Below are 14929 nucleotides of genomic sequence, written 5' to 3' on the forward strand. Positions count from 1 at the left end.
GACCAGTGGGTGGACTGGTCGCTGCTGGAGGTGTTGCGGGGCGAGTGCGATCCGGGGTTGTTGGCTCGGGTTGATGTGGTGCAGCCGGCGAGTTTCGCGGTGATGGTGGGGCTGGCGGCTGTGTGGGGTTCGGTCGGTGTCCGGCCGGATGCGGTGCTGGGGCACTCACAGGGGGAGATCGCGGCGGCGTGTGTGGCGGGTGCGTTGTCGCTGGAGGACGCGGCGCGGGTGGTTGCGCTGCGCAGCCAGGCCATCGCGGCGCGACTGTCGGGGCGTGGAGGTATGGCGTCCGTCGCGCTGAGTGAGGAAGAGACTGTCCGGCGGCTGGAGCCGTGGGCGGGCCGGGTGGAGGTCGCCGCGGTCAATGGTCCGTCGTCGGTGGTGATCGCCGGTGATGCGCAGGCGCTGGACGAGGCGCTGGGGGCGCTGTCCGGTGACGGGGTTCGGGTGCGGCGGGTGGCGGTGGACTACGCCTCCCACACCCGGCATGTGGAGGACATCCGGGACACCCTCGCCGAGGTGCTCGCACCCATCAACGCGCAAGCTCCGACGGTGCCGTTCTACTCGACCGTGACGGGCGGCTGGGTGGAGGACGCGGGCGTGCTGGATGCCGCGTACTGGTATCGCAACCTGCGTCATCAGGTGCGCTTCGGCCCGGCTGTGACGGAGCTCCTGGGCGGCGGGCATGGAGTGTTTGTCGAGGTCAGCGCCCATCCGGTGCTGGTCCAGCCGGTCACCGAGATCGTTGACGACGCTGGCGCTGATGCTGTGGTGACCGGGACGTTGCGCCGGGAGGATGGTGGCCTGCGGCGGCTGTTGGCCTCGATGGCGGAGCTGTTCGTCCGAGGGGTCCGTGTGGACTGGGCGGCCGTGTTGCCCCCCGGCGCCGGAGCCGCTCGGGTCGAGTTGCCGACGTATGCCTTCGACCACCAGCACTACTGGCTTCAGCCGGCCGAGTCGACCTCTGACGCGGCCTCGTTGGGGCAGACGGCGGCTGATCATCCGTTGTTGGGTGCGGTGGTGCGGTTGCCGCAGTCGGACGGGTTGGTGTTCACGTCGCGGTTGTCGTTGCGGTCGCATCCGTGGCTGGCCGATCACGCGATCGGTGGGGTGGTGGTCGTGCCGGGGACGGTGTATGTCGACGTGGCGGTGCGGGCCGGGGACGAGTTCGGCTGTGGTGTGCTGGAAGAGCTGGTGATCGAGGCGCCGTTGGTGCTGCCGGAGCGTGGCGGCGTACGGCTGCAGGTGTCGGTCGGCGGTGCGGGTGAGGACGGGTCGCGCACGGTGGAGGTGTACTCGCTGCGCGAGGACGCTGCCGGTGAGGGTGATGAGGCGTGGACGCGGCACGCCACCGGCCTGCTGTCGGCGGCCACGGTTCCGGCGGGTGGTGACGCGGGCTTCGATTTCGCCGCCTGGCCGCCGTCGGGTGCACGGCCGGTCGAGGTCGGGGACTTCTACGGTGGCCTCTCCGAGCGGGGTTATGACTATGGTCCGGCCTTCCAAGGCATCCGGGCCGTGTGGCAGCGCGGGGAGGAGACGTTCGCCGAGGTTGTCCTGCCGGAGGAGCAGCGGGGGGAGGCCGGCAGGTTCGGCATTCATCCCGCCTTGCTGGATGCGGCTCTGCAGGCCGGGACGATTGGTGCCGGGCCGGACAGGGGGGCCGGGGAGTCCGGTGAGGCCACGTTGGCGTTCGCGTGGAACGGGCTGGTGCTGCATGCCGCGGGTGCTTCGGCGTTGCGGGTGAGGGTCGCACCGTCCGGTCCGGACGCGCTGTCGTTTCAGGCGGCGGACGCGACCGGTGGCCTGGTCCTGACGCTGGACTCGTTGGTGTCCCGGGCGGTGTCGGCGGAGCAGTTGGGGTCGGCGGGGGCGGCGGACGCGGTCGTCGCCGACTCGCTGTTCCGCGTCGACTGGACCGAGCTGCCTCCGGGACAACAAGAGGTTGCCCCTTCGCCCTCATGGGTGTCGGTGACTACTGCCGACGACGTGACCGCTCTGGCGGGGAGCGGCGACGCACCGGAAATGGCCGTCCTGGAGGCCGTACAACACGGGGGAGAGGGTGCCGTACTGGCGTTGTCCTCCCAGGTGCTGGGCGTCGTACAGGCGTGGCTGTCGGAACCCGGGCTGGAGGAGTCGCGGCTGGTCGTGGTGACCCGGGGTGCCGTGCCCGCCGGCGGTGACGGCGCGGTGACCGATCCGGCCGGGTCGGCGGTGTGGGGTCTGGTCCGTGCCGCCCAAGCGGAGCACCCGGACCGGATCGTTCTGATGGATGCCGATCCTGCCGCCGAAGTCAGTGCCGGAGACGGAGGCTTGGGGCCGTTTCCGGGCGCCGCGGTGGTCGGTGAGGAGCCGCAGCTCGCCGTACGCGGAACGACCCTCTTCGTCCCCCGGCTCGCCCGCGTCACCGATGAGGCGTCGGACGCGCCGCACGCGTTCGGGCCGGAGGGCACGGTCCTGGTCACGGGCGGCGGGTCGTTGGGTGCGCTGGCGGCCCGGCACCTCGTGGTCCGGTATGGGGTGCGGCATGTAGTGCTGGCGAGTCGGCGTGGTCGGGATGCCGTGGGTGTGGCGGAGTTGGCCGTCGAACTGGCCGAGCACGGGGCCGTTGTGTCGGCGGTGGCCTGTGATCTGTCCGATCGTGACCAGGTGCGGGTTCTGCTGGGGTCGGTGTCGGAGGAGCGTCGGCTGAGCGGTGTGGTGCACACGGCCGGGGTGTTCGATGCGGGTGTGATCGGGGCGTTGACGCGGGAGCGGCTGGGCAGGGTGTTCGCGCCGAAGGTGGACGCGGTGCGGCATCTCGATGAGCTGACCCGTGGCCTGGACCTGGACGCTTTCGTCGTGTACTCGTCCGCGTCGTCCGTGTTCCTGGGCGCCGGGAGTGGTGGTTACGCGGCGGCGAACGCGTACCTGGACGGGTTGATGGCGCGTCGCCGTGCGGCGGGCCTGCCGGGACTGTCGCTGGCCTGGGGCACATGGAAGTACGCGACCAACATGACCGGTCACCTCAGCGGCGTGGACCAGGAGCGCATGAGCCGGCGCGCGAACCGTGACGGGGTCGTGGTGCTCGAACCCGCCGAGGGCATGGCGCTGTTCGATGCCGCTCTGGGGTCCGGCGAGGCGTTGCTGGTGCCGGTCAAGCTGGACCTGCGGGCGCTGCGCGGTCAGGCGGTGACCGGGGGCGGGGTGCCGCATCTGCTGCGCGGCCTGGTCCCGGTGGGCCGGCAGCTCGCGCACACGACGGACGCCGGGGGTGAGCATCGGCGACTGTCGGAGAGGCTTGCCGGACTCGACACGTCGGAACAGGAATCACTCCTGCTCGACCTGGTCCGTACGCAGGCCGCGGCCGTGCTGGGGCACAACGGGCCGGACGGTGTGCGGGCGGAGACGGCGTTCAGGGACGCCGGGTTCGACTCGCTGACGTCGGTGGAGCTGCGCAACCGGATGCGTGCGGCGACCGGTCTGAGACTTCCCGCCACGCTGGTCTTCGACCACCCGACCCCGCGGGCCCTCGCCGCCCACCTCCTCGGCGAGCTCGGGGTCACCGACGACGTGCTGTCCCGTGTGCACGCGAAACTGGAGGACGTCGAGTCGCTCATCGCGGTGCTGAATCTCGACGATTCCATGAAATCCAGTATCGCGCTCCGCCTTCAGGCTCTGGTGGCGAGGTGTAACGGAATGATCGACCGGACGGACCTTTCCACGGTGGCGGACCAGTTGGAATCCGCGTCGGCCGACGAGGTTTTCGAATTCATCGACGACGAACTCGGGCTCGTTTGATTTTCAGTTCGGGTAGTGACGTTTCCGGCACACTTTCGTGAGGACTGAAGAATGGCCACGGACGAGAAACTCCTCAAGTACCTCAAGCGCGTCACGACCGAGTTGCACAACCTGCGGAAGCAGGGTTCGCGGCATGCCGACGAGCCGGTGGCCATCGTCGGAATGGCGTGCCGTCTGCCGGGTGGGGTGGCGGGGCCGGAGGATCTGTGGCGGCTGGTGTCCGAGGGCCGGGACGCGGTGTCGGGATTTCCCGAGGACCGGGGCTGGGATCTGGAGAACCTGTTCCACCCGGACCCCGACCACGCGGGTACTTCGTACGCCGACGAAGGCGGATTCCTTCACGAGGCCGGTCGGTTCGACGCCGGACTCTTCGGGATCTCACCGCGTGAGGCGCTGGCGATGGACCCTCAGCAGCGGCTCCTGCTGGAGACGTCCTGGGAGGCTCTGGAACGCACGGGCGTCGACCCGGTCTCCTTGAAGGGCACCGATGTCGGGGTGTTCGCCGGGGTGTCCGGTCTGGGTTACGGGGCCGGTGCGGGCGCGCTGGCGCCCGAGCTGGAGAGTTTCGCGGGCACCGGGGTGGCGCCGAGTGTGGCGTCCGGACGGGTGTCGTACGTCTTCGGCTTCGAGGGTCCCGCCGTCACCGTGGACACGGCCTGTTCGACGTCCCTCGTCGCCATCCACCTGGCGGCGCAGGCGCTGCGGCAGGGCGAGTGCTCGATGGCGCTGGCCGGCGGTGCCACCGTGATGTCGTCCCCCGGCACCTTTGTGGCGTTCTCCCGCCAGCGGGGGATGGCCGCGGACGGCCGGTGCAAGGCGTACGCGGACGGCGCGGACGGAATGGGGCTGGCCGAGGGCGTCGGCGTGGTGGTGCTGGAGCGGCTGTCGGTGGCGCGGGAGCGCGGGCATCGGGTGCTGGCGGTGCTGCGGGGCAGCGCCGTGAACCAGGACGGTGCGTCGAACGGGTTGACGGCTCCGAACGGTCCGTCGCAGCAGCGCGTGATCCGCAAGGCGCTGGCCAGTGCCGGGCTGGTCGCGGCCGATGTGGACGTCGTGGAAGGGCACGGGACCGGTACGGCCCTCGGGGACCCGATCGAGGCGCAGGCGCTGCTGGCGACGTACGGACAGGGCCGGGAAGCCGGACACGCCCTCTGGCTGGGCTCGTTGAAGTCGAACATCGGTCACGCCCAGGCGGCGGCGGGCGTGTCCAGCGTGATCAAGATGGTGCAGGCACTGCGGTACGGCGTCATGCCCCCCACACTGCACGCGCGGCAGCCCACGACGGAGGTGGACTGGTCGGCGGGCGAGGTGAAGCTGCTGACCGAGGCCCGGGACTGGCCGCAGCACGGCCGTCCCCGCCGGGCCGGTGTCTCGTCGTTCGGCATCAGTGGCACGAACGCGCACCTGATCCTGGAGGAAGCACCCGCCGAGGACCAGGACCGGCGGCAGGACCAGGACAAGAACCAGGGTCAGGACCAGGACCGGGAGCTGGAGCGGGATCCGGGGCTGGACGGGGATCGGGAGTGGGACGTGGCCCCCGGCGGGGCACCTTCCGCCGGTGTGGTGGTGCCGCTGGTGGTGTCGGCGCGGAGTACGGCGTCCCTGGCGGGCCAGGCCGAGCGGCTGGCGGCGTACCTCAAGAGGTCGGGCATCGAGGGGCCGGACATCGAGGAGGGGCCGGGCAGGGAGGGGACGGGCGCCGAGGGCCCAGCCTTGGAGAGGCCGGGCGTCGCGGGGCCGGGCATCGAGAACGCGGACGGCAAGGGCGCCGGTGGGGTGTCGCCGGCGGCTGTGGCCGGGGCGTTGCTGTCGGGCCGTGCGGTGCTGGGTGAGCGTGCGGTGGTGGTGGCCGGTTCGCGGGGGGAGGCGCTGGCCGGTCTGACGGCGCTGGCGCGGGGGGAGAGGGCTCCGAACCTGGTGTCCGGCAGTGCGGCCGGTTCGGGCGGGCCTGGCAAGGTGGTGTGGGTATTCCCTGGGCAGGGCTCGCAGCGGGTGGGGACGGGACGGGAACTGTACGACCGGTACCCGGTGTTCGCACAGGCCCTGGACGAGGCGTGTGAGCGGCTGGACGCGTGCCTGGCCGGGTGGGTGGACCACTCGGTACGGGACGTGCTTCTGGGCCTGGTGCCCCGAAGCGCCGAACTCCTGGACCAGACGGTGTTCACACAGACCGGCCTGTTCGCCGTACAGAGCGCCCTGTTCCGGCTGGTGGAGTCCTGGGGCGTACGGCCCGGCATGGTGATCGGGCACTCGGTGGGCGAGATCACCGCCGCGTACGCGGCGGGCGCGTTGTCGTTGCGGGACGCGGCACGGGTGGTCGCGGCCCGGGGCCGGCTGATGCAGGCCCTGCCCCCGGGCGGGGCGATGGTGGCGGTCGCCGCCGGCGAGGAGGAGATCGCCGGGCTGATGGGCGAGAGCGTCGAGATCGCCGCGGTCAACGGCCCGTCCGCGGTGGTGCTCTCCGGCGAGCGGGACGCGGTGCTCGCGGCAGCTGCCCGGCTGCGGGAGCGGGGACACCAGACGAAACGGCTGACGGTCTCGCACGCGTTCCACTCCCGGCGCATGGAACCCATGACGGCCGAGTTCACCGCAGAGCTGGACGGCGTGGAGTGGCGGCAGCCGGTGATCCCGGTGATCTCGAACGTGACCGGCCGTCCGGCCGGTCACGGTGAGCTCGCCGACCCGCGGTACTGGGCCGAGCACGTACGCCGGCCGGTGCGGTTCGCCGAGGGGATCGCCGCAGCGGTGGAGTGCGGCGGCACGCTGTTCGTGGAACTGGGCCCGGGCGCGGCCCTGACCGGACTGGTCGCCGAGACCGTCGACGGGGCGGTCGAGGCGGGCGGTACGAGCGGCACGGCTGACACAGCCACTGCGGTCGGTCCGGTCGGTCCGGTCGGTCCGGTCGGCCCGGTCGGCCCGGCGGCGTGCTTCGCGGCGCTGCGGGACGGCCGTCCGGAGGAACAGACATTGCTGGCCGCGATGGCGGAGCTGTTCGTGCGGGGCGTCGCCGTGGACTGGGCCAGGGCCCTCCCCGTGGCCGCCACGCCCATACCGGTGGACCTGCCGGACCTGCCGACGTACGCCTTCGACCACCGGCGCTACTGGCTGGAGCCCGCCGGCGCGGTGACCGACGCGGCGTCGCTGGGGCAGGAGGCCGCCGACCATCCGCTGCTCGGTGCGGTGGTGCGGTTGCCGCAGTCGGGCGGGATGGTGTTCACGTCGCGGTTGGCGCTTCGGTCGCATCCGTGGCTGGCGGACCACCGGGTCGGTGGCGTGGTGCTCGTCCCCGGCACCGCGTTGGTGGAGTTGGCGGTGCGGGCCGGCGACGAGGCCGGGTGCGGGGTGCTGGAGGAGCTCGTCATCGGGGCGCCGCTGGTGCTGCCCGAGCGCGGCGGGGTGCGGTTGCAGGTCGCGGTGGGCGGCCCGGGTGAGGACGGGTCGCGCACGGTGGAGGTGTACTCGCTGCGCGAAGACGCCGGGGGAGGTGACGAGGTGTGGACGCGGCACGCCACCGGCCTGCTGTCGGCGGTCACGGTTCGGACGGCTGATGACACGGGCTTCGACTTCGCCGCCTGGCCGCCGCCCGGTGCGCAGCCGATGGACAGGGACCCCGGAGACTTCTACGGCGACCTGCTCGAGCGTGGTTACGGCTACGGCCCGGCGTTCCAGGGCGTACGGGCGGTGTGGCGGCGCGGCGAGGAACTCTTCGCCGAGGTCGCCCTGCCCGAGGAGCAGCGGGTGCAGGCCGGGAGGTTCGACCTCCACCCCGCGCTGCTGGACGCCGCCCTGCACACCGGGATGTTCGGTGCCGACGCGGACTCCCATGCGGAGGAGCCCGGCGAGGCGGTGCTGCCGTTCGCGTGGAACGGGCTGGTGCTGCATGCCGCGGGTGCCGCGGCGCTGCGGGTACGGCTGGTGTCCGACGGACCCGGCGCGGTATCGCTGCAGGCGGCGGACGAGGCCGGTCGCCCGGTCCTGACGCTGGATTCGTTGGTGTCCCGGGCAGTGTCGGCGGAGCAGTTGGGGTCGGCGGGGGCGGCGGGCGCGGTGGCCGCCGACTCGCTGTTCCGGGTCGACTGGACCGAGCTGCCTGCACCACGGGAGGTCGCGCTCTCGCCTGCCTGGGCGGCGGTGGCCACGGCGGAGGACGTGACGGCTCTGGCCGGTGGCGCCGAGGTCCCGGCGGTGGCGGTGATGGAAGCCGTCGGCTCGGACGAGCAGCCGGATGCCGTCCTGGCCCTGTCCTCGCGGGTGTTGGGGGTCGTGCAGGCGTGGCTGTCCGGGGCGGGGCTGGAGGAGTCGCGGCTGGTGGTGGTGACGCGGGGTGCGGTGCCCGCGGGCGGTGACGGCGCGGTGACCGATCCGGCCGGGTCGGCGGTGTGGGGTCTGGTCCGTGCCGCCCAGTCCGAGAACCCCGACCGGATCGTCCTGCTCGACATTGACCCGACCACCGACGCCGAGTGGGGACCCGTACTGGGTGCGGTGCTGGGTGGAGACGAGCCGCAGCTCGCGGTGCGGGGGACGGCTCTGTTCGCGCCGCGGCTGGTGCGTGCGCGGGGTGAGGTTCCGGAGGGGCCGGTTGTGTTGCGGCCGGGTGGGACTGTGCTGGTCACGGGTGGTACCGGGTCGTTGGGTGCGTTGGTGGCCCGTCACCTTGTCGCTCGGTACGGGGTGCGGCGTTTGGTGCTGGCGAGTCGGCGGGGTCCGGATGCCGAGGGTGTGGCGGAGTTGGTGGCCGAGCTGACCGGGCTGGGTGTTGCGGTGTCGGTGGTGGCGTGTGATGTGTCCGAGCGTGCGCAGGTGGAGGCGTTGCTGGGGTCGGTGCCGGACGCGTATCCGCTGTCCGGTGTGGTGCACATGGCGGGTGTGCTGGACGACGGTGTGATCGGGGCGTTGACGCCGGAGCGGCTTGCGAGGGTGTTCGGGCCGAAGGTGGACGCGGTGCGGCATCTGGACGAGCTGACGCGGGGTCTCGATCTCGACGCGTTCCTCGTCTTCTCGTCCGCCTCTGGAGTGTTCGGATCTGCCGGTCAGGGCAACTACGCGGCGGCGAACGCGTACCTGGACGGGCTGATGGCGAATCGCCGTGCGACCGGCCTGCCCGGACAGTCGCTGGCCTGGGGCCTGTGGGAGCAGACCGCCGGCATGACCGCCCACCTCGACGGGGTCGACCAGGCGCGTGCCGGCCGCAGTGGAGTGCTGGCGATCACGCCCACGGAGGGTATGGCGTTGTTCGACGCCGCTGTGGGGTCGGGCGAGGCGTTGTTGGTGCCGGTCAAGCTGGACCTGCGGGCGTTGCGTACTCAGGCCGTGTCCGGGGGTGGGGCTGTTCCGCATGTGTTGCGGGGTCTGGTGCGGGTGGGTCGGCAGTCGGTCCGAGAGGCCGGCGCCGGAGGTGGCGGGTTGGCCCGTCGGCTGGCCGGGCTTGCGGTGGGGGAGCGGGAGGCGTTGCTCTTGGACGTGGTGCGTACGGAGGCTGCGGCTGTGCTGGGGTACGGCGGGCCGGAGGGGGTGCGGGCGGATACGGCGTTCAAGGACGCCGGGTTCGACTCGCTGACGTCGGTGGAGCTGCGCAACCGGATGCGTGAGGCGACCGGCCTGAAACTCCCCGCCACGCTCGTCTTCGACTACCCCACCCCGCTGGCGCTCGCCCGTCACCTGCGTGACGAGCTGGGTGACGCGGCGGTCGCCGCACCTGCACCGGTGGTGACCGTTGTCGCCGACCCGGACGAACCGATCGCGATCGTCGGGATGGCGTGCCGGTTGCCGGGTGGTGTGGCCGGGCCGGAGGATCTGTGGCGGATGGTGTGTGAGGGCCGCGAGGGAATGTCCGCGTTCCCCGACGACCGGGGCTGGAATCTGGAGGACCTGTTCGACTCCGACCCCGACCGCAACGGGACCTCCTACACCGATCAGGGTGGTTTCCTGCGAGGCGCTGGCCTCTTCGACGCGGGCTTCTTCGGCATCTCGCCTCGCGAGGCGCTGGCCATGGATCCCCAACAACGGCTGCTGCTCGAGACCTCCTGGGAAGCGCTCGAACGCACCGGCATCGACCCCGCCTCGCTGAAGGGCACCGACGTCGGCGTCTTCGCCGGAGTGTCCAGCCAGGGCTACGGGACCGGCGTGGTCGCGCCGGACCTGGAGGGTTTCGCCAGCACGGGTACGGCGTCGAGTGTGGCGTCGGGCCGGGTGTCGTACGTCTTCGGCTTCGAGGGCCCTGCGGTCACGGTGGACACGGCGTGTTCGTCGTCGCTGGTGGCGATGCATCTGGCGGCGCAGTCGCTGCGGCAGGGCGAATGCTCGATGGCGTTGGCAGGCGGCGTGACGGTGATGGCCACGCCCGTGACCTTCGTCGAGTTCTCCCGGCAGCGGGGCCTGGCGGGCGACGGTCGGTGCAAGGCGTACGCGGACGGTGCCGACGGCACGGGCTGGTCCGAGGGCGTGGGTGTCGTCGTGCTGGAACGGTTGTCGGTGGCGCGGGAGCGTGGGCACCGGGTGCTGGCGGTGGTGCGTGGGTCGGCGGTGAATCAGGACGGTGCGTCGAACGGTCTGACGGCTCCGAACGGTCCGTCGCAGCAGCGGGTGATTCGCCGGGCGTTGGCGAGTGCCGGTCTTTCGCCGTCGGACGTGGATGTGGTGGAGGGCCACGGCACGGGCACGGTGCTGGGTGATCCGATCGAGGCGCAGGCGTTGCTGGCGACGTACGGGCAGGGGCGGGAGTCCGGGCGGCCTTTGTGGCTGGGGTCGCTGAAGTCGAACATCGGGCACACCCAGGCGGCTGCGGGTGTGGCCAGTGTGATCAAGACGGTGCAGGCGTTGCGACATGGTGTGATGCCGCCCACTTTGCACGTGGAGGAGCCCACGCGGCAGGTGGACTGGTCGGTGGGTGCGGTGGAGTTGTTGACCGAGGCGCGGGAGTGGGTGCGGGGGGATCGTCCTCGGCGGGCGGGGGTTTCGTCGTTCGGTGTCAGTGGCACGAACGCGCACCTGATCCTCGAGGAGGCACCTGTTGAGGAGGTGCAGCGGGCACCTGTGTCCGTGGGCGTCGTGCCGTTGGTGGTGTCGGCGCGCAGTGCGGGGTCGTTGGCGGGGCAGGCGGGTCGGCTCGCGGCCTACGTCGAGAGTCCGGACGGAGTGTCGCTGGGGGATGTCGCCGGGGTGTTGGTGACCGGTCGTGCGGTGCTGGACCGGCGGGCTGTGGTGGTGGCGGGTTCGGAGGGGGAGGCGCTGGCGGGGCTGGGGGCGTTGGCGCGGGGTGAGGGTGCGGCCGGTGTGGTGTCCGGACGTGTCGCTGTTGCGGGGGTGCCGGGCAAGACCGTGTGGGTGTTTCCGGGTCAGGGTTCGCAGTGGGTGGGGATGGGGCGTGAGCTGCTGGACTCTTCGCCGGTCTTCGCCGGCCGGATCCAGGAGTGTGCGGCGGCGTTGGGGCGGTGGATGGACTGGTCGCTGTTGGAGGTGTTGAGGGGCGAGTGCGGTCCCGACTTGCTGGATCGTGTTGATGTGGTGCAGTCGGCGAGTTTCGCGGTGATGGTGGGGCTGGCGGCTGTGTGGGGTTCGGTCGGTGTCCGGCCGGATGCGGTGCTGGGGCACTCACAGGGGGAGATCGCGGCGGCGTGCGTCGCGGGTGCGCTGTCGCTGGAGGACGCTGCACGGGTGGTGGCGCTGCGCAGCCAGGCCATCGCCGCGCGGCTGTCGGGGCGTGGGGGTATGGCGTCCGTCGCGTTGAGCGAGGAGGAGGCGAGCGTACGGCTGGAGCCGTGGGCGGGCCGGGTGGAGGTCGCCGCGGACAACGGTCCGTCGTCGGTCGTGATCGCGGGTGACGCGGCTGCCCTGGAGGAGGCGCTGGAGTCGCTGTCCGCCGACGGTGTGCGGGTGCGGCGGGTTGCGGTGGATTACGCCTCCCACACCCGGCATGTGGAGGACATCCGGGACACCCTCGCCGAAGCACTGGCCGGCGTGACGGCGCAGGCGCCGACGGTGCCGTTCTACTCGACCGTGACGGGTGGCTGGGTGGAGGACGCCGGGGTGCTGGATGCCGGCTACTGGTATAGGAACCTGCGGCAGCAGGTGAGCTTCGGCCCGGCCGTGGAAGACCTTCTCGGCCGCGGACACGGGGTGTTCGTGGAGGTCAGCGCCCATCCGGTGCTCGTCCAGCCGATCACCGAGATCGTGGACGGTGCGCAGGCTGACGCGCTTGTGACCGGGACGTTGCGCCGTGATGACGGTGGCCTGCGGCGGCTGTTGGCCTCGATGGCGGAGCTGTTCGTCCGAGGGGTCGGTGTGGACTGGGCGGCCATGCTGCCCGCCGGAGCCGGAGCCGGAGCCGGAGCCGGAGCCGGAGCCGGAGCCGGAACCGCTCCTGTCGAGTTGCCGACGTATGCCTTCGACCACCAGCACTACTGGCTTCAGCCCTCCGCGCCGGACGCTGACGCGGCGTCGATGGGGCTGGCCGGTGCCGATCACCCGATGCTGGGCGCGGTGGTGCGGTTGCCGCACTCCGACGGGTTGGTGTTCACCTCGCGGCTGTCGCTGCGGTCGCATCCGTGGCTGGCCGATCACCGGGTCGGCGGTGTGGTGCTGGTCCCGGGCACCGGACTGGTGGAGCTGGCGGTGCGGGCGGGAGACGAGTGCGGCTGCGGGGTGCTGGAAGAGCTGGTGATCGAGGCGCCCTTGGTGGTTCCCGAGCGTGGCGGGGTGCGGGTGCAGATCGTGGTCGGCGGCCCGGGAGGGACCGGATCGCGCACGGTGGACGTGTACTCGCTGCGTGAGGACGCAGCCGATGACGGCGGCGCGGACGCGTGGACGCGGCACGCCACCGGCATGCTGTCGACCGTGGTACGGCCGGCCGATGGGACCACCGGGTTCGACTTCGCCGCTTGGCCACCGCCCGGTGCGCAGCCGGTGGACATCGACGGTGGCTACGGGCTGCTCGCGGAAGGCGGTTACGGGTACGGCCCGGCGTTCCGGGGCGTACGGGCGGTCTGGCGTCGCGGGGACGACATCTTCGCCGAGGTCGCCCTGCCCGAGCAGGAACGCGGAGAGGCCGCCAGGTTCGGTATCCATCCCGCCCTGCTGGACGCGGCCCTGCACTCGACCTTGCTCGACGCCATGGCGGCTCTCACAGCGGCGGACGGCGACGGCGACGGGAACAACAGCGGCAAGGGCGAAGCGGACGACGGGCTGGAGCTCCGGCTGCCGTTTGCGTGGAACGGGCTGGCACTGCACGCGGCCGGTGCCTCGGTGTTGCGCGTGCGCGTCGGACGGCCCGAGCCGGACGCCCTGTCGCTCGAGGCGGTGGACGAGGCGGGCGGTCTGGTCGTGACGATGGACTCGCTGGTGGGCCGGGCGGTGTCCACGGAGCAGTTGGAGACGGCTGCCGCCGCTCGTGCCGACTCGCTGTTCCGGGTGGAGTGGACCGAACTGCCCCCTGTTCAGGGACCCCCGCCGTCCTGGGTGGCGGTGTCCACCGCGGAAGAGGTGGCGACTCTGGCCGACGACGTGCTCTCGGGCGCCGACGCTCCGGCCCTGGCTGTCCTGAAGGCCGTCGGAAGCGGGGACTCCGAGGGCGACGAGGACGCCGTACTGGCCCTGGCCACCCGCGTGTTGGATGTGGTGCAGTGCTGGCTGGCCGGGGCCGGGCTGGAGGAGTCGCGGCTGGTGGTCGTGACCCGGGGCGCGGTACCCGCCGGCGGTGACGGCACGTTGACGGACCCCGCCGGGGCGGCGGTGTGGGGTCTGGTCCGTGCGGCCCAAGCAGAGCACCCGGATCGGATCGTCCTGCTGGACATCGATCCCGCTGCTGAAGACAGTGCCGGGGACAGTGCCGCCGACGGGGACGGGGACGGGGACGGGGACGGGGACGGGGATGGGGACGGAAGCCTGGAGGCGGTGCTAAGCGCGGCGATGGCCGGCGACGAACCGCAGCTCGCGGTCCGCGGTACGGCTCTGTTCCTGCCCCGCCTCGCCCGCGCCACCGTCCAGGCCCCGGACGCGGCATCCACGGTGTTCGGACCGGAGGGCACGGTCCTGGTCTCGGGTGCCGGTTCGCTGGGTGCCCTGGCGGCCCGGCATCTGGTCACGGGGCACGGGGTACGCCACCTGCTGCTGGCCAGCCGGCGCGGTCCGGACGCCGAGGGCGTACCGGAGCTGATCGCCGAACTGGCCGAGCACGGTGCCGTGGTGTCGGCGGTGGCCTGCGATCTGTCCGACCGCGATCAGGTGCGGGGGCTGCTGGCGTCGGTGCCGGGGGAGCACCCCCTGACCGGTGTGGTGCACACGGCAGGCGTGACGGACGACGGCGTGATCGGGACGCTGACCCCGGAGCGGTTGGCGAGGGTGTTCGCGCCGAAGGTGGACGCGGTGCGGCACCTCGACGATCTCACGCGGGGCCTGGACCTGAAGGCGTTCGTCGTCTACTCCTCCGTCTCGGCGGTGTTCATGGGCGCCGGGAGCGGCAGTTATGCGGCGGCGAACGCGTTCCTGGACGGGGTGATGGCGCGTCGCCGTGCGGCGGGTCTGCCCGGGCTGTCGCTGGCCTGGGGACTGTGGGAGCAGACGAGGGGTATGGCGGCCGGCACCGACGAGCTGACCAGGGCCCGGATGAACCGGCGCGGCGGTCTGCGGGCCATGTCACCGGCGGAGGGCATGGAGCTCTTCGACGCCGCTGTCGCGTCCGGCCGGGCCCTGTTGGTGCCGGCCAAGCTGGACCTGCGGGGCGTGCGTGCCGACGCGGCCGCCGGTGGTGGAGTCCCGCACCTGTTGCGCGGCCTCGTACGGGCAGGCCGACAGCAGGCGCACACGGGCGGCAGCGGTGACGAGCACCCCCGGCTGCACGAGCGGCTGGCCGGACTGTCGGCCGAGGAGCAGGCGAAGGTCCTGCTGGACCTGGTGCGGGCCCAGGTGGCCGCCGTCCTGGGCTACGGGGCGACGTACCAGATCGACGCGGACCAGGGGCTTTTCGAGATCGGCTTCGACTCCCTCACCGCCATCGAGTTGCGCAACCGGCTCCGCAACATCACCGAACGGAAACTCTCCCCCAGCCTGGTGTTCGACTGCCCGACGCCCGGAATGCTCGCCGCGCATCTGCGGGAACTGCTGTGCGTGGAACAGTCCGCGAATCCCTTGGCAATGTCCGTGTGAATGACATGAATGA

The 14929-nt window shown here is 72.0% G+C and carries 2 protein-coding genes; both read left to right on the top strand.

Annotated features, from left to right (window positions below; translation table 11 throughout):
• Positions 1-3777 (top strand): acyltransferase domain-containing protein (locus tag ABZ354_RS19265; RefSeq protein WP_358658219.1); only part of this gene is annotated, 3777 nt, incomplete at its 5' end.
• Positions 3778-3828: 51 nt separating this feature from the next.
• Positions 3829-14916 (top strand): type I polyketide synthase, encoded by an 11088-nt coding sequence (locus ABZ354_RS19270; RefSeq protein ID WP_358658221.1) that lies wholly within the window; start codon positions 3829-3831, stop codon positions 14914-14916.
• The last annotated feature ends 13 nt before the right edge of the window (positions 14917-14929 follow it).

Source organism: Streptomyces sp. NPDC005925, from assembly GCF_040638805.1.
Lineage (GTDB): Bacteria > Actinomycetota > Actinomycetes > Streptomycetales > Streptomycetaceae > Streptomyces.

Coding starts and splice junctions, on each gene's coding strand:
- ABZ354_RS19270 (WP_358658221.1), top strand. CDS start 3,829: ATGGCCACGGACGAGAAACTCCTCAAGTACCTCAAGCGCGTCACGACC.